We start from the raw sequence: 13,997 nt of genomic DNA on the forward strand, positions 1-13,997 counted from the left end.
CCCTTGGAAATAGCGGAGGGCAATGTCGGAATTTGCATGTTAGACGACATTGCGGACATTCCGTGGCGTTCCTAGTATGTGAAGACGGTCATTCCAATGGCCCGGAATGGTCAATTCACATTTCAAGGAAGCACAGTCATGAATCCCTCGACCACTCTGCGCCAGCTCAACGGACTGGACGCCAAGCCCGCTACGCTGGCTCATTCCACCCTGATTCTGGTGGACTACCAGAACACCTACACGCGCGGCGTCATGGAACTGGCCGGCTGGCTGGCAGCACTGGCAACAGCGTCCGACCTGCTCGTCCGGGCGCGCGCAGCCGGTGCCAAGATCATTCACGTCGTCCACGATGGCGGCAAGGGCTCACCCTACGACCTCGCCACCGAGATCGGGCAGATCCATCCCGCCGTCGCACCGTTGGCGGATGAGCCCGTTGTCGTTAAGACGGCGCCCAATGCCTTCGTCAACACCGACTTGGGCGAACGCCTGGATGCGGCCGGAAACAAGCAGGTCATCGTCATCGGGTTCATGACCCACATGTGCGTCACCTTCACCGCCGAGGGTGCATTCCTGCGCGGCAATGAGCCGACCGTCGTGGCCGATGCTTGCGCGACGCGGCCGATCCGCACGGACGCAGTGGATGTGACAGCCGAAACGCTGCACGAGGCCGCGCTGGCAACAATTGCCGACCTCTATGCGATCGTGGTGCGCTCGGGCGCGTCGTTGCAGTAAGGCGAATGCAGCGGCCAGCGACAGGGAGCATGCCGCTGGCCGCCGCACCGTCGAACCTCGGATTACACCGTCTCAAACACCGCAGCGCTGTCCACCAGCCGACGAACGCTCTGCTGCACCTCCTCGGGGATGGGCCTCGGCGGCAGGCCAGCCTCCGGCACACCTGTCTGCTGGCGGGCCCCTGCGATAACGCGGACGACCATGCCCAGATTGCCCGGGGTCACGATGTCGATGGCGGCGCGATCCCCCAGGTCCGGGTGTGGCTGGGTCAGCATGCGATACAGCTCCCACGAATCTGCCTGCGGACGTTGGTTCATGAGCACCTGGGCCAGCTTGTGCTTGAGCGGCACCAGTTGCCAGTCGGGGACACGCTGCCCCCGGTTACCCAGACTGATGGAGAGCAGCTTGCCGGCCTTCAATTCGCGGTTGATCTGGTCCTTGGACTTTCCGGCCAGCTTGCCGAACAGGGGCACCGGCAGGCTGCTCGGCGACTCGTAGATGGCCAGCATTTCCTCGCGCTCGCGCTGGATGGCGGACACTTCGGGCTCCGGCGCGTGCGTCGGAGGTGGCGGCACCTGCGACAACCGTTGGAAGGTGATGCCCCCGTCGTTCGGCGTCACGACGATGGGGGTAGCCACCACCGGCGGAACGGGTGTCGTAGAGGAAGCTGCAACGATGGCGTCAGACTTGTCCTCCTCCGCCATCGCCGGCACGCCTCCGATGTGGATAGTGAGGTGTGCGCTGGCCGCTTCGACTTGGCCCTGTTCGAGCAGGTCGAGACGGTCGGCCCAGTCCTGCATCATTCGGCGGCGCGGCTCCACGTACTTGGCGTGGTTGTAGGCCGAACTCACCTTGTTCGGATCGGAGTGCGAAAGCTGGGCGTCCACCCAAATCTTCGGGTAGCCGATCTCGTTTAGCGCCGTCGAGATGGTTCCGCGAATACCGTGGCCGGTCAGTTGGTCCTCGTAGCCTATCCGTTTCAAGGCGGCGTTGAGGGTGTTCTCGCTGATGCGCTTCTTGAGTTCGCTGCGGTGCGTCAGCAGGTGGCACTGGGCGGGCCGCATCACCCCTAGCAGGTAGCGCACGATCTCGATGGCCTGAAGGGACAGCGGCACGATGTAGGGTGGTACGTCCTGCGGGCGCTTGCCGGCCTTACGCATTTCGTCCTGAAGCTGCTTGACGATCTGCGGAGGAATGATCCACAGGCCGCGGTCGAGGTCGAACTGATCCGGGGTCGCCAGCCGCAGTTCGCCGGTGCGCACGCCGGTCAAGAACAGCAGGCGGATACCGAGCTGGGTTTGCCAGCCGCGCGGGTTGTAGAGCCTGAGCTTTTGGAGGAACTCGGGAAGCTCAGGCAGATGCAGGTAGGGGTTATGGGTCACCGCGGGCTTGGGCTCGGCCACCACGTCCAGGTCTGTGGCCGGATTGGCCTCCATTCCCTCGACGATAACCAGCGCGTAGCGGAACAACTGCCCCAGCCAGGTACGGACCTTTTCGGCGGTGGTGAAGGCTTCGCGCTTTTCAATCCTCGCCAGGACGCCGAGGAGCTGCGGCCTGCGAATGTCGTAGATCGACATCTGCTTGAGGCTGGGCAGCACGTCTTTGCCGAAGATCCGCTTGATCTGCGACAGCGTGCTGTTCCTGCCTTCCTTGAGTTCCTTGGCGCGGTGCTCGACCCAGGCATCGAAGACGGCCTTGAACGTGTAGTCCGAAGCCAGCTTGACCGCGTGTCGCTTCTGCTTGCGATCGGTGTGAGGGTTGATGCCTTGGGCCAGAAGTGCCCGAGCTTCGTCGCGCAGGGTACGGGCTTCGCGCAGGCCGATCTCGGGGTAGTTGCCCAAGGAGATGCGTTTTTGCTTGCCGAGCCAGTAGTAGCGCAGGTGCCACGACTTGCCGCCGGTCGGGGCGACCACCAGGCCGAGGCCATCGGTGTCGGGGATGCTGTAGGTTTTCTTGGCGGCCTTGGCTTGCCGCACGGTCAGATCAGAGAGTGCCATCATCAAACTCCTAAGTCGTGAGACTTAGGCTCAATGCTGCTGGTCATCCCGATCCAACCCCAGCAACAACCCGGAACCGGCACCACCCGCATTCTTTGGCCTTGTTTTTGGCCTCAAAAACGCTGGCTGTCGGTGGATTTCCGTGGCTTTTGCTGGAATGAAAAAAGGAGCCGAAGCTCCTCTTTTCAACGACTTACAGACGCCAGTGGAAGTCTGTAGATCATAAATTGGAGCGGGAAACGAGACTCGAACTCGCGACCCCGACCTTGGCAAGGTCGTGCTCTACCAACTGAGCTATTCCCGCATCGGAACGTCATCAGCAAACATTTTGGAGCGGGAAACGAGACTCGAACTCGCGACCCCGACCTTGGCAAGGTCGTGCTCTACCAACTGAGCTATTCCCGCAAAACCTGAAAACAGACCGTACAGCATTTGGTTGCTTGCGCTACTGTACGGGAGCCGAATTATAAGAGCAGACATTCCAATTGCAAGGGCTTTTTTGTCTGGTTGCAGCCGTTCGCTCAAAAGCTGGCCGAACTGCTGATTTTAGCAACCGAACGACGGCAAACCCTTGCCAGCCACTCAGATTTTGAAGACGTGGGCGCGGTAGAACTGCAGTTCGGCAATGGATTCGCGGATGTCGTCCAGCGCCTGGTGGGAACCGCTCTTCTTGAACTGATCCAGCAGTTCAGGCTGCCAACGACGGACCAGCTCCTTGATGGTGCTGACGTCCACGTTGCGGTAATGAAAGAAGGCTTCCAGATCGCTCATGTGCTTGACCATGAAGCGGCGATCCTGGCCGATGCTGTTGCCGCACAGGGGGCTGGTGCGCTCCGGCACCCACTGGCGAATGAAGGCGAGGGTCTCGGCAACGGCCTTGGCCTCGTCGTATTCACTCGCCTTGACCCGGGCCACCAGCCCGCTCTTGGTGTGGGTGTTGACGTTCCAGTCATCCATCTTGCCCAGCTCTTCCTCGCTCTGGTGGATGGCGATGACCGGCCCTTCGGCCAGCACGTTCAGGTCCTTGTCGGTGACGATGGTGGCGATCTCCAGTACCACGTTCTCTTCGGGGTCCAGACCCGTCATCTCCATGTCGATCCATACCAGGTTCTGCGCGCTGACTGTCATGATTGCTCTCTCTATTGGGAGGAATGGCGGAATTTTGCCAATTTGCATGTATCATACTGGCTTTGAATCTGTTCATAAACTGGCAAACCCCGTGGCAAAGAAAGCAAAACTCAATCTGGGTCAACAAAGGCGCGTCCAGGCCAACCGCGAGCGGCGGCTGCAAAAAGAGCACACCACAGTGGTAGATGACACCCTGTTCGGCCCCGCCATCGAAGGGGTGGTGATCAGCCGTTTCGGCCAGCACGCGGATGTCGAGGCAAGCGATGGTGCCATCCACCGCAGCAACCTGCGGCGCAGCAGCATCAGCAGCCTGGTGTGCGGCGACAAGGTGGTGTGGCGCCCCGGCCTCAATGCCGCGACTGCCGGCGTCATCGAGGCGGTGCACCCGCGCCACTCGGTGCTGACCCGGCCGGACTTCTACGACGGGGTCAAACCCATCGCCGCCAACATCGACCAGATCATCATCGTCTCGGCGGTGATGCCCGAGTTCTCCACCAACATCGTCGACCGCTACCTGGTGGCGGCAGAAGATGTGGAGATAGCGCCCCTCATCGTGCTGAACAAGGTCGACATGCTCGATGACGCGGCCCGCGCCCGTATCGAGCACCAGCTCGAGACCTACCGCAAGCTCGGTTACGAGGTGCTGCTGGTGAGCTGCGAGAGCGGTGAGGGCATCGGCGCCTTAAAGGCGGCGCTCACCGACAAGATCAGCATCTTCGTGGGCCAGTCCGGGGTGGGCAAGTCGTCCCTCACCAACGCCCTGATGCCGGGGCTGGACGTGCTCACCGGCGAGATCTCCGAGAACTCGGGGCTCGGCCAGCACACCACCACCACGGCGCGGCTCTACCACTTCCCGAGCGGCGGCGATCTCATCGACTCCCCCGGGATCCGCGAGTTCGCCCTCTGGCACCTGGAAGCCGACCGCATCACCTGGTGCTTCGTCGAGTTTCGCGACTACCTGGGTGGCTGCAAGTTCCGCGACTGCACCCACAAGGATGATCCCGGCTGCGCCCTGCGCGCCGCGGTCGAAGCGGGCGCCATCAGCGCCGATCGCTTCCACAACTACCACCGCATCCTGGAAACCATGCAGGAAGCCCGCCACGGTCGCCAACAGGCGCGGCTGTGACCCGTTCAACTCATTCCCAGATGAAGATCATGAGCATCACTGACAACCTGAAAATTGCCGGTCAATACTGCCTGCCCAAACACGCCCTCTCCCGCCTGGTGGGCAAACTTGCCGCCGCCGAAGCGGGTAACCTCACCACCAAAGTGATCGAGACCTTTATCAAGCAGTACCAGGTCGACATGAGCGAGGCGCTGCACGAGAGCCCGGCCCACTACAAGAGCTTCAACGAATTCTTCACCCGCGAGCTCAAACCCGGCATTCGCCCCGTGGTGGAAGACGCCATGACCCTGGCCCTGCCGGTGGATGGCACCGTCAGCCAGCTCGGGCCCATCAGCCAAGGTCGCATCATCCAGGCCAAGGGCCACGACTACAGCGCCCGCGAGCTGCTGGGGGGCTATGAGGATCTGGTGGCCCCGTTCAAGGATGGCGACTTCGCTACCATCTATCTGGCACCCAAGGATTACCACCGCATCCACATGCCGCTGGACGGCGTGCTGGAGAGCATGGTGTTCGTGCCGGGGGATCTCTTCTCCGTCAACCCCCTCACCGCCGAGAACGTGCCCAACCTGTTTGCCCGCAACGAGCGGGTGGTGGCCACCTTCCGAACCCCCCACGGCCCCATGGCCCTGGTGCTGGTCGGTGCCACTATCGTGGCCAGCATCGAAACCATCTGGGCCGGCAACATAGCGCCGACCAAAGAGAAGAAGGTGGTGCGCTGGGACTACACCGGCGATGAAGCCATCACCCTGCAAAAGGGGGCCGAGATGGGCCTGTTCAAGCTGGGCAGCACAGTCGTCTGCCTGTTTGGCCCGGGCATGCTGGCCGGTTTCGAGCCGCACCTGGCCAACGGGGTCACCACCCGCATGGGTCAGCCCTTTGCCACCCTGGCGGCGCAGGTATGAGCGATCAACCCACTTCCCAGAAGAACAACCCGCTGCACGGGCTGACCCTAGAGGCCATCGTCACCGCCCTGGTCGCGCACTATGGCTGGGAAGCGCTGGGGCAGCAGATCAATATCCGCTGCTTCACCGATAATCCCAGCATCAAGTCCAGCCTGAAGTTCTTGCGCAAGACCCCCTGGGCCAGAGAGAAGGTCGAAAGCCTCTATCTGTACGTCCAGCGCAAGCAGGCCAAAGAGAAGGAGTGACGCCATGGCGTTCAAGATTACCTACACCTACAAGAAGCAGGCCAGGGAGATTGGCTATGCCAACGACAAGTTCAACAGCATCTATGATGCCGTTGCCGCCGCCGAGGGGATCGATCTGACCCGCTTCCACGCCATGGAAGAGCAGTTGGCCCAGGTGTGCCGCCGCGACAAGAAGAGCGTGAAGGATTACCGGGAGAACTACTTCAAGGAACTGGGCTTCTCCAACATCGTCATTGAACGGGACGCCAAGGAGTAACCATGCGCACCCTGACCCTGATGGCGGCCACCCTGCTGCTGGCCGCCTGCAACACGACACCGAAGGAGCCCCTGGTCGGCGCGGATCGCGACGAACATGGCTGCATCGGCAGCGCGGGCTATCAATGGTCGGCGCTGGCAGGCCAGTGCGTGCGTCTGTTCGAGCAGGGCATTCGCCTCAACCCGACCGATGCCGGTCAGACCGTCAGCGCTTTCGTGCTGTTCAATGCCGATCAGAGTCAGGCCGAGCTGACCCTGCCAGAGGGCGAGCCGATCCGGCTGATCCGCCAGGGCGAAGAGGGCAACTGGTCCTGGCAGGGCGGCGGCTATCAGCTCTTCCCCTGGAAGGGGTATGTGCTCAAGTCCGGCGACCATGTGCTCTATCACGGCGATCTGACCCCCTGATCCTCGTCATCCCTCCCCTCACGCCCTGATGGGCGCAGAGCAGGCATAAAAAAACCCGTTGCACGCAACGGGGTTTTTCATGATACCCGGCAGGATCAGTTGCCGAGGGTGGAGAACAGGCTCTGTTCCAGGCTGCCGCGGGAGACGCACACCGGGGTGATGGAGGGAGCCAGCACTCGCTCGCCGGAGGACTCGACGAAGTAGAGCTGGGTATTGCCCTTGACGTTCACGGTGGCGACGCTGTTGTTGCCGCTCTGGGTGATGATCAGGTTGATCTGCAGGTTGGGGTTGCCCAGCGCCACCTTGGATCCCATGGTACCGCAATCCAGCCACTCCAGACCATCGGCCGAGTTTTCCACGTTGGCGGTCATCAGACCGGCACCACGCTGGCTGTTCTCGATGTTCAGGCCGTGATCGCCGAACCACTTCTCGGCACGGGCCCACACCAGATCCACCGGGATCGCCATCTCCTGGGTGTTGTTGGTTGCCTTGGCAACCGGCGGGGTATAGCGATACTGCTCGCCGCCGTTGTTGTCGCTCGCACAACCCACCATCAACAGGGCCAGGGCGCCCCCCATTATCTTCTTCATGCTGCTTCTCTCATCCATAAGGCCATAGGCCAACCGGCGGCTATTATGGCGATCGCGACACAGGCTGTCAGCAGGGATCCGCACAAATGGCGTACTCTTAACCCAGGCTTTACAAAACCCACCTGTTATCATAGATTTGCTCGAAGTCTCCCCCGTGAGTGCTCTCGTGACTTCTTCGCTCTCCCTGGCGCTGCTGCAGCAGATCATCGACCAGTTACCCATGAATATCTTCTGCCGGGACACGCACGGACGGTACCTGTTTGCCAACAAGGCATTCGCCAGGGAAGCCGGCCTGCAAGACCCGAGCGAACTCATTGGCAAGAGCGATGCCGAGATGCCCTGGGGGGATGTATTCCGGGAGGAAGATGACCGCCTGCTGGCCGACGGCAAACCCCTGCTGCACCAGCAGCTCCATTGCCACAGCGGCGAAGGCGCCAGCTGGATGGAGATCAACAAGGTTCCCCTGTATGACGAGCACGGCGACCCCATCGCCCTGTTTGCCATGGTCAGCGCCATCGATCAGCGCAAGGAGCTGGAGCAAACCTTCCGCCAGCAGCAGTTGCTGCAACGCCGCCTGCTGGATGCCATTCCCGACCTCATCCGTCTCGAGGATCACCAGGGCGTGCTCATCGACTGCAACCAGGCCTTTCTCGACTTCATGGGGCTGGTGGCAAGCGAGGCTCTGGGTCGGCGCGTCCCGCCCCGGCTGCCCGTCGAACAAACCCTGGGTCAGGGGGAATATTGCGTGGTGGATGCCCAGGGCAGAGGGCGCCATCTGGAGGTCACCCGGGTCGAGGTGCCGGATGACGAGGGCAACTCCCTCGGCATTCTCACCCTTAGCCGCGACATCACCGGGCTGCGCACCACCCAGGCCCAGTTGCAGCAGGAGCAGCACTACGACAGCCTGACCGGTCTGCTCAAGCTCTCCCACTTCCTCCAGACCAGCCGTCATCTGGGCGCCCGCAAGGCCAGCCTGCTGCTGGTGGATCTGCAACATTTTCGCGAGATCAACGATCGCTTCGGCATACGGGTCGCCGACCGCCTGCTGAGCCAAGTGGCCCGCCGCCTGCAACGACTGGCGCCGCCCCAGTCCCTGCTCTGTCGGGTCGCGGCGGATGACTTCGCCCTGCTGCTGCCCGAGCTCCCCCTCTCTCTGGATGCGTGGAGCCGCAACCTACAGCAGGAGCTGATGACGCCCTATCAGGTGGAAGAACACAGGATCCAGATCCCGGTGTTCCTCGGCATCGCCCATGGCAAGGCCAAGGATGCCGAGCGTCTGCTGAGCCACGCCGAGGCAGCCCTGGCCCAGGGCAAGCGCCAGCAGCAGCACTGTACCCTGTTCGACCCCGCACTCGATGCCAAGCTCAAACGCCGCCAGCTCATCGCCGCCCAGTTGCCACTCGCCATCAAGTCCGCCGAACTGACCGCCGTCTACCAGCCCATCATCTGTACCCACAGCAACCGGCTGCACGGGGCTGAGCTGCTCTGCCGCTGGCCCCATCCCGAATTCGGCATGATCTCCCCCGACGAGTTCATTCCGCTGGCGGAGGAGCTGGGGCTCATCGGCCAGCTCGGCCAGCTGATGCTGGAGCTCGGCTGTGCCCAGCTTGCCCGCTGGCAGGTGGCGGCCCCGGATCTGGTGCTCTCCATCAACCTCTCGCCCCTGCAGTTCCGCGATCCCGAGCTCTGCCCGCAGATCTTCGACTGCATCGCGCGCCACGGGCTCGCCCCCTGGCAACTGGAGCTGGAGATCACCGAAGGGGTGCTGATGGAGAATGCCGACGAGATTGAGAGCAACCTGGCCAGCCTCATCGAGGCGGGCTTCCAGCTCGCCATCGACGACTTCGGCACCGGCTACTGCTCCCTCGCCTACCTTCCCAGGCTGCAGGTGGCGACCCTCAAGCTCGACAAGAGCTTCACCCAGGGGCTGGCCACCAACCAGGCCACCACCGCCATCGTGCGTTCCGTCATCGGGTTGGGCCATGAACTTGGCATCAAGATCACCGCCGAAGGGGTGGAGACGCCGGAGCAGCAGGCCTGGCTGGTGCAGGTCGGTTGCGATCGGCTGCAAGGCTATCTGTTCAGCCGCCCCCTCCCACCGGCCGACTTTGCCCGCAGCTACCAGCTACCGGAGCAGTAAGCCAGCAACAACAAGGCCACCCGAGGGTGCAATGCTGTTCACTTAAGCGGAGCCGCATTGCGATTTACCGGAAAACGGGTCTTTGATATCTTCACCGCCCTGGGTCTCGATGGCCTGGGGCGTTTTTCTATGAACATGACGCCTATGCAGCCCCGCAACTCCGCCAACCTCCGTGGCGTATGGGCTGGCGATAACGCGCCCGCCATCACTGCCATCTGGTTCGCGATGAACTGACAGGCAAACTTAAAGCTCACCTCATTGGGCGCTCGCTGATGGGCTACGGCGGCCTGGCTGGCCTCCCGCCTGACCAGATTGTATCCAAGCAGCAATCCCCACAGCTCCTGATAGACCAAGTCCACTTTCTTGCTTCTCAGCGTGATGGCGTTGTGCTGCATCGCGCTTTTGATATCCCGGTATCCCAGCTCGATTTCCCAGCGCTCGTGGTACAGGGTCGCCACCTGAGCTGCACTGAATCGCGCCACGGGCAGGGAGGTAAAGACCGTTTTCTCCTTGCCTGCCACCTCATAGGTCACTGCGCGAACTTGCCAGTGTGTCGGCAACGCCGGGTTTTTCTTGCGAGCCTGAGGCGAGACCGTCATTTGCAACAGACGGTCACCGTCGCCATAGCGCTCAAGTTCCGTGTATACCAGCCCCTTGCGTTCCGGGATGAGCCAGTGACGGTCGGTGTCTTCGGCCTGAATACGCAGCAACAGGTCGGCACCGAAGAAGCCTTTATCCAGCAGGGTCACTGACTTGTCCGGCAATGAGTGAATGAACTCGCTGGCCAGGGGGATTTCCCCTTTGCGGTACGGGCTGATGGCCGCGTTGGCAATGACATGCGAGCGGACATTCATGAGCGTGACCAACCGCAGCATCGGGTAGGGTGTCTGCCGGTTGGTTGAGGTGTTACCCGAGCCGAAATGTGCTCTGAGTTCAGGCATATCCTGGGTTCGGAACAGGGCCCCATCGATGGCAAAGACCTGTAAACCGTGCCAATGGTCTTCAGGATAACGTTCCCGCCCCCACACATCGGCGCACTGTTTGAACAGCCACTCGAGCGGCTGTTTGCCGAGTCGCTGACGGGCCTGAGACAGGGCACTGTCCGCGAGCAAGGCATCATTGGCCAACCCTTCTGCACAGATGTTGAGGCGCCGAGCGACCTCGGAGATGGGCTCATTGCGGAAAAAGGCCATCCCCACGACGAGCCACAAGACCATATCAGAAGGTAAGCGGCGTCGGCGGATAGTGGCCTTTTCAGACAAGGCGGCAGCGGCAGTAATCCATTCGTCGGGAATATGGTCGGCAAAAATGGCCAGCCGAGCCAGCATGTCGCCAGATGCCTCAACAACATCGTTCAGATCGTTTGCAATAGACATAAAAAAATCCGGAACCAGTGATTGGTTCCGGATTGTCCTACAGCAGAAGGATCGGTCAATGGATCCTTAACTGATCAGCATTGCACCCGAGGGTGGCCTTGTTGTTTTTGCAAAGCGTGTGTGATCTGGCGAACTTACTCCTGGAAGTAGGTGCCCCAGCCGTCGTAGTCCACCCCGTATTTCTTGAGGATGGGCAGCATCTTCTCGATGTCGGCGACGATGGTGTCGATGTCCAGCTTGCACTCCACCATGGCGTCGAAACAGAAGATGGTGGCGCCGTCGTCCAGCTCCATCTCCTCGGCGTCGGTCACTTCGAAACCGGCCTTGAACAGATCGACCGCCGCCTTCTCCAGCAGATCGAACTTCTGGCAGGCAAAGTGGTGCTCAATCTCGTAATCCAGATCCGGGTTGCTGCCATCGGCCAGCAGCTCGTTGACGATGGCGGCGGTCTCTTCGCGCCACTCTTGCATATTGGTATTCATATAAACCCCAGGCGATGTTGGATGGATGTCACCCCTGCCAGCCGCGTCGGCCCGGACCATGGCCAGGGGATGAGTGCGGCAAAGCATACCCGCAGAGCACGGCAGGCTCAATCGATGGGCCAAGATAACTGGCGCCTCTCCCGGCTTGGCGCCAACGGGCAGCCCTCGGCACGTCAGGCAGCCCGCCATCCTTCATGATGTTCTGCTGGCCGTCCCCCCTGCCCTACAGGCGCCCCTCTTTTCATGGTTAAAACGGGGAAACCGGTCCAATCACGGGAAGATTGCTCGGATATCGAGCGAACGGTACATCAATCTGCGGCCTGTGGTTGACACCTCAATCCAGAAAGGGTTTGATGCGCGCCGTTGCCCAGATAGCTCAGTCGGTAGAGCAGGGGATTGAAAATCCCCGTGTCGGCGGTTCGATTCCGTCTCTGGGCACCAACTATTCCTCCTTAGTTCAGTCGGTAGAACGGCGGACTGTTAATCCGTATGTCACTGGTTCAAGTCCAGTAGGAGGAGCCAAATTCGAAAGGCCCGCTCAGATGAGCGGGCCTTTTTGCATCTGTCATTTACTCACATGCCGGGGCTAGTAGTGGTTTTCGTCCCCATGCCATACGTGTCCAGCCGAGCAGGCACGGGCGACTTCGTGACAGGGGTCGTCCGCATGGCGGCGGAAGAAGTGCTGATCCTGTTGCAGCAGGAGCGAACTCATCGAGTGGCTCATGCCAGCCAGTGCCTCGCCAGCGGTCAATCCTGCAACCCGGTGATCTGTGGCCAAATGAGCCAGGACTTTTTCACGACTGTTCATGATCGCCTCCCTCTGTGGATCCGGTCGTAAATTGACCATAGCAGCCGTGCTCTGCATACCGCAAACCCGCGCCAGCAAAGGGCTACAGGCAGGTCCCGACCTTCTGCTCCGGCATGAAAAAACCCGCTCATGACAAGCGGGTCTGTTTCACTCAGCTAACCGCCGTTGCAGGCCGCCAGCAACAGAGTGGCACCACAGGTGGCGCTGAACACCAGCAAACCCGCCTGCAGCACCCCCTCCGGATCCCTCTGTGTGCGTCTCTTGCGAACACGTATCCATCTCGGCTTCATCGAGCCAACTCCATCCAGTTTCCTGCACCCGGGGTGCTGACCTATCCCTGCCCGTCCCGGCAGGCGGCTCATCTTTGTCCAGTTGCAGCCCGCCGTCAACAGCGGCGAAACCACACCTTGTACGGCACCGACCTCAGGCTCCATCTCTGTTAACAATCTGGAAAACCGGCGTGACCCGCCCCTGCGCCAGGGCTATGATGAGGCCGACGATTTTCCTACCCTCAGGGAGACCCCAGATGAGCAGCCCCTTGCACTATGTGCTGGATGGCATCCATTGCGAGCCACACTTTTTTACCGTGCCCCTCGACCACCAGCATCCCGATGAGGAGGCGACCCTCACCCTGTTTGGCCGCACCCTCTGCCGCAAGGACAAGCTGGATGATGACCTGCCCTGGCTGCTCTATTTGCAGGGGGGCCCGGGCTTTGGCGCTCCTCGCCCGACCGCCGATGGCGGCTGGATCAAGCGGGCCCTGCAGGAGTTTCGGGTGCTGCTGCTCGATCAGCGCGGCACCGGCCACTCCACCCCCATCAGTGCTGACGCCCTGGCGGGGATGACCCCCGGTGAGCAGGCGGACTACCTCGGCCATTTTCGCGCCGACAGCATAGTGCGCGACGCCGAATGCATTCGCGAGGTGCTGAGCCCGGGGCGCCCCTGGAGCCTGCTCGGCCAGAGTTTCGGCGGCTTTTGCAGCCTCACCTACCTCTCGTTGTTCCCGCGGAGCCTGCACGAGGTCTACCTCACCGGCGGCGTGGCACCCATCGGGCGCAGTGCGGATGAGGTCTACCGCGCCACCTACCAGCGGGTGGCGGACAAGAACCGCGCCTTCTTCACCCGCTTCCCCCATGCACAGGCCCTGGCCAACCGGCTGGCCAACCACCTGCACCACTACGACGTGCGCCTGCCCAACGGCCAGCGCCTGACGGTGGAGCAGTTGCAGCAGCAGGGGCTGGATCTGGGGGCCAGCGGCGCCTTCGAGGCACTTTACTACCTGCTGGAAGACGCCTTCATCGGCGAACGCCTCAACCCCGCCTTCCTCTATCAGGTGCAGGCCATGCAGCCGTTCAACACCAGCCCGGTGTTCGCCATCCTGCACGAGCTCATCTATTGCGAAGGGAGTGCCAGCAATTGGGCGGCCGAGCGGGTGAGAAGGGAGTTCCCTGCCCTGGCCTGGGCGCCAGGCAAAGATTTCGCCTTTACCGGCGAGATGATCTTCCCCTGGATGTTCGAGCAGTTCCGCGAGCTCATTCCCCTGAAGGAGGCCGCCCACCTGCTTGCCCAGAAAGCGGACTGGGGTCCCCTCTACGACCCGGCGCAGCTGGCCCACAACACTGTGCCGGTGGCCTGCGCCGTCTATGCCGAGGACATGTACGTGGAGTTTGACTACAGCCGCGACACCCTGAAGGGGCTTGGCAACAGCCGCGCCTGGATCACCAACGAGTACGAACACAACGGCCTGCGGGTCGATGGCGAGCGGATCCTGGATCGGCTCATCCGCATGAACCGGGATCGCTGATCCCGCC

General features: G+C 61.7%; 15 protein-coding genes and 4 tRNA genes. 10 read left to right on the forward strand and 9 right to left on the reverse strand.

Annotation, left to right across the window (positions count from 1 at the left end; genetic code table 11):
• Positions 1–138 precede the first annotated feature (138 nt).
• Positions 139–732 carry a cysteine hydrolase family protein gene (locus C2U30_RS09645; RefSeq protein WP_034137588.1) on the forward strand — a complete coding sequence of 198 codons (594 nt, stop codon included), beginning with the start codon at positions 139–141 and terminating at the stop codon, positions 730–732.
• Positions 733–794: 62 nt separating this feature from the next.
• On the opposite strand, the gene C2U30_RS09650 is transcribed toward C2U30_RS09645, so the two are convergent.
• From C2U30_RS09650 to orn, 4 genes are all read right to left on the reverse strand, one after another.
• A complete protein-coding gene (locus tag C2U30_RS09650; RefSeq protein ID WP_034137587.1) occupies positions 795–2,732 on the reverse strand; it encodes a tyrosine-type recombinase/integrase in 1,938 nt (645 codons plus the stop codon).
• A gap of 225 nt (positions 2,733–2,957) precedes the next feature.
• Positions 2,958–3,033: transfer RNA gene (locus C2U30_RS09655), tRNA-Gly, on the reverse strand.
• Positions 3,034–3,058: 25 nt separating this feature from the next.
• A tRNA-Gly gene (locus tag C2U30_RS09660) sits at positions 3,059–3,134 on the reverse strand.
• A gap of 177 nt (positions 3,135–3,311) precedes the next feature.
• The gene (gene orn / locus C2U30_RS09665; RefSeq protein ID WP_042014296.1) at positions 3,312–3,857 is read right to left on the reverse strand and encodes an oligoribonuclease; all 546 of its coding nucleotides are present in this window, start codon (positions 3,855–3,857) and stop codon (positions 3,312–3,314) included.
• Between the two features lie 91 nt (positions 3,858–3,948).
• On the opposite strand from orn, the gene rsgA reads away from it, so the two are divergent.
• From rsgA to C2U30_RS09690, 5 genes are read left to right on the forward strand one after another with little or no spacing between them, the layout of a single operon-like run.
• Entirely contained in the window at positions 3,949–4,983 is a 1,035-nt protein-coding gene (rsgA, locus tag C2U30_RS09670; protein WP_199767358.1) for a small ribosomal subunit biogenesis GTPase RsgA, read from the forward strand.
• A gap of 29 nt (positions 4,984–5,012) precedes the next feature.
• Positions 5,013–5,885 carry an archaetidylserine decarboxylase gene (asd, locus tag C2U30_RS09675; protein WP_103244675.1) on the forward strand — a complete coding sequence of 291 codons (873 nt, stop codon included), beginning with the start codon at positions 5,013–5,015 and terminating at the stop codon, positions 5,883–5,885.
• Positions 5,882–6,130, forward strand: a complete 249-nt coding sequence (locus tag C2U30_RS09680; RefSeq protein WP_010675488.1) for a VF530 family DNA-binding protein — start codon at positions 5,882–5,884, stop codon at positions 6,128–6,130. The genes asd and C2U30_RS09680 overlap by 4 nt, the downstream gene beginning before the upstream one ends.
• 4 nt (positions 6,131–6,134) lie before the next feature.
• A complete protein-coding gene (locus C2U30_RS09685) occupies positions 6,135–6,386 on the forward strand; it encodes a DUF2960 domain-containing protein (protein ID WP_010675489.1) in 252 nt (83 codons plus the stop codon).
• A 2-nt stretch (positions 6,387–6,388) separates the two neighbouring features.
• The gene (locus C2U30_RS09690; protein ID WP_042014295.1) at positions 6,389–6,790 is read left to right on the forward strand and encodes a hypothetical protein; all 402 of its coding nucleotides are present in this window, start codon (positions 6,389–6,391) and stop codon (positions 6,788–6,790) included.
• Between the two features lie 95 nt (positions 6,791–6,885).
• Here the strand turns inward: C2U30_RS09690 and C2U30_RS09695 are convergent, their stop codons facing one another.
• A complete protein-coding gene (locus C2U30_RS09695) occupies positions 6,886–7,380 on the reverse strand; it encodes a hypothetical protein (protein ID WP_029314787.1) in 495 nt (164 codons plus the stop codon).
• 166 nt (positions 7,381–7,546) lie between these two features.
• On the opposite strand from C2U30_RS09695, the gene C2U30_RS09700 reads away from it, so the two are divergent.
• Positions 7,547–9,520: a putative bifunctional diguanylate cyclase/phosphodiesterase gene (locus tag C2U30_RS09700; protein WP_043154326.1), complete on the forward strand. Its 1,974-nt coding sequence runs from the start codon at positions 7,547–7,549 to the stop codon at positions 9,518–9,520.
• 38 nt (positions 9,521–9,558) lie between these two features.
• On the opposite strand, the gene C2U30_RS09705 is transcribed toward C2U30_RS09700, so the two are convergent.
• Positions 9,559–10,896: an IS4-like element ISAeme15 family transposase gene (locus C2U30_RS09705; RefSeq protein WP_041205253.1), complete on the reverse strand. Its 1,338-nt coding sequence runs from the start codon at positions 10,894–10,896 to the stop codon at positions 9,559–9,561.
• A gap of 134 nt (positions 10,897–11,030) precedes the next feature.
• Positions 11,031–11,366 (reverse strand): ribonuclease E inhibitor RraB, encoded by a 336-nt coding sequence (gene rraB, locus C2U30_RS09710; protein ID WP_041212444.1) that lies wholly within the window; start codon positions 11,364–11,366, stop codon positions 11,031–11,033.
• Between the two features lie 377 nt (positions 11,367–11,743).
• Here rraB and C2U30_RS09715 point away from each other — a divergent pair.
• Positions 11,744–11,819 (forward strand) — tRNA-Phe (locus tag C2U30_RS09715).
• A gap of 5 nt (positions 11,820–11,824) precedes the next feature.
• Positions 11,825–11,900 (forward strand) — tRNA-Asn (locus C2U30_RS09720).
• 64 nt (positions 11,901–11,964) lie between these two features.
• On the opposite strand, the gene C2U30_RS09725 is transcribed toward C2U30_RS09720, so the two are convergent.
• Positions 11,965–12,186 carry a hypothetical protein gene (locus C2U30_RS09725; protein WP_010675494.1) on the reverse strand — a complete coding sequence of 74 codons (222 nt, stop codon included), beginning with the start codon at positions 12,184–12,186 and terminating at the stop codon, positions 11,965–11,967.
• A gap of 155 nt (positions 12,187–12,341) precedes the next feature.
• Positions 12,342–12,476, reverse strand: coding sequence for a hypothetical protein (locus C2U30_RS23035; RefSeq protein ID WP_081000980.1), 135 nt, complete (start codon positions 12,474–12,476; stop codon positions 12,342–12,344).
• 236 nt (positions 12,477–12,712) lie between these two features.
• Between C2U30_RS23035 and C2U30_RS09730 the strand changes: the two genes are divergently transcribed.
• Positions 12,713–13,990, forward strand: a complete 1,278-nt coding sequence (locus C2U30_RS09730) for an alpha/beta fold hydrolase (protein WP_103243652.1) — start codon at positions 12,713–12,715, stop codon at positions 13,988–13,990.
• Positions 13,991–13,997: the final 7 nt, after the last annotated feature.

Source organism: Aeromonas sp. ASNIH5, assembly GCF_002902865.1.
Classification (GTDB): domain Bacteria; phylum Pseudomonadota; class Gammaproteobacteria; order Enterobacterales; family Aeromonadaceae; genus Aeromonas; species Aeromonas caviae.

What these genes read in the sequence shown, in the direction of transcription:
- C2U30_RS09705 (WP_041205253.1), bottom strand. Translation starts at nt 10,896, where the DNA reads ATGTCTATTGCAAACGATCTGAACGATGTTGTTGAGGCATCTGGCGAC.
- C2U30_RS09645 (WP_034137588.1), top strand. Translation starts at nt 139, where the DNA reads ATGAATCCCTCGACCACTCTGCGCCAGCTCAACGGACTGGACGCCAAG.
- C2U30_RS09685 (WP_010675489.1), top strand. Translation starts at nt 6,135, where the DNA reads ATGGCGTTCAAGATTACCTACACCTACAAGAAGCAGGCCAGGGAGATT.
- C2U30_RS09730 (WP_103243652.1), top strand. Translation starts at nt 12,713, where the DNA reads ATGAGCAGCCCCTTGCACTATGTGCTGGATGGCATCCATTGCGAGCCA.
- asd (WP_103244675.1), top strand. Translation starts at nt 5,013, where the DNA reads ATGAGCATCACTGACAACCTGAAAATTGCCGGTCAATACTGCCTGCCC.
- rraB (WP_041212444.1), bottom strand. Translation starts at nt 11,366, where the DNA reads ATGCAAGAGTGGCGCGAAGAGACCGCCGCCATCGTCAACGAGCTGCTG.
- C2U30_RS09725 (WP_010675494.1), bottom strand. Translation starts at nt 12,186, where the DNA reads ATGAACAGTCGTGAAAAAGTCCTGGCTCATTTGGCCACAGATCACCGG.
- C2U30_RS09680 (WP_010675488.1), top strand. Translation starts at nt 5,882, where the DNA reads ATGAGCGATCAACCCACTTCCCAGAAGAACAACCCGCTGCACGGGCTG.
- C2U30_RS09650 (WP_034137587.1), bottom strand. Translation starts at nt 2,732, where the DNA reads ATGATGGCACTCTCTGATCTGACCGTGCGGCAAGCCAAGGCCGCCAAG.
- C2U30_RS23035 (WP_081000980.1), bottom strand. Translation starts at nt 12,476, where the DNA reads ATGAAGCCGAGATGGATACGTGTTCGCAAGAGACGCACACAGAGGGAT.
- C2U30_RS09695 (WP_029314787.1), bottom strand. Translation starts at nt 7,380, where the DNA reads ATGAAGAAGATAATGGGGGGCGCCCTGGCCCTGTTGATGGTGGGTTGT.
- C2U30_RS09690 (WP_042014295.1), top strand. Translation starts at nt 6,389, where the DNA reads ATGCGCACCCTGACCCTGATGGCGGCCACCCTGCTGCTGGCCGCCTGC.
- orn (WP_042014296.1), bottom strand. Translation starts at nt 3,857, where the DNA reads ATGACAGTCAGCGCGCAGAACCTGGTATGGATCGACATGGAGATGACG.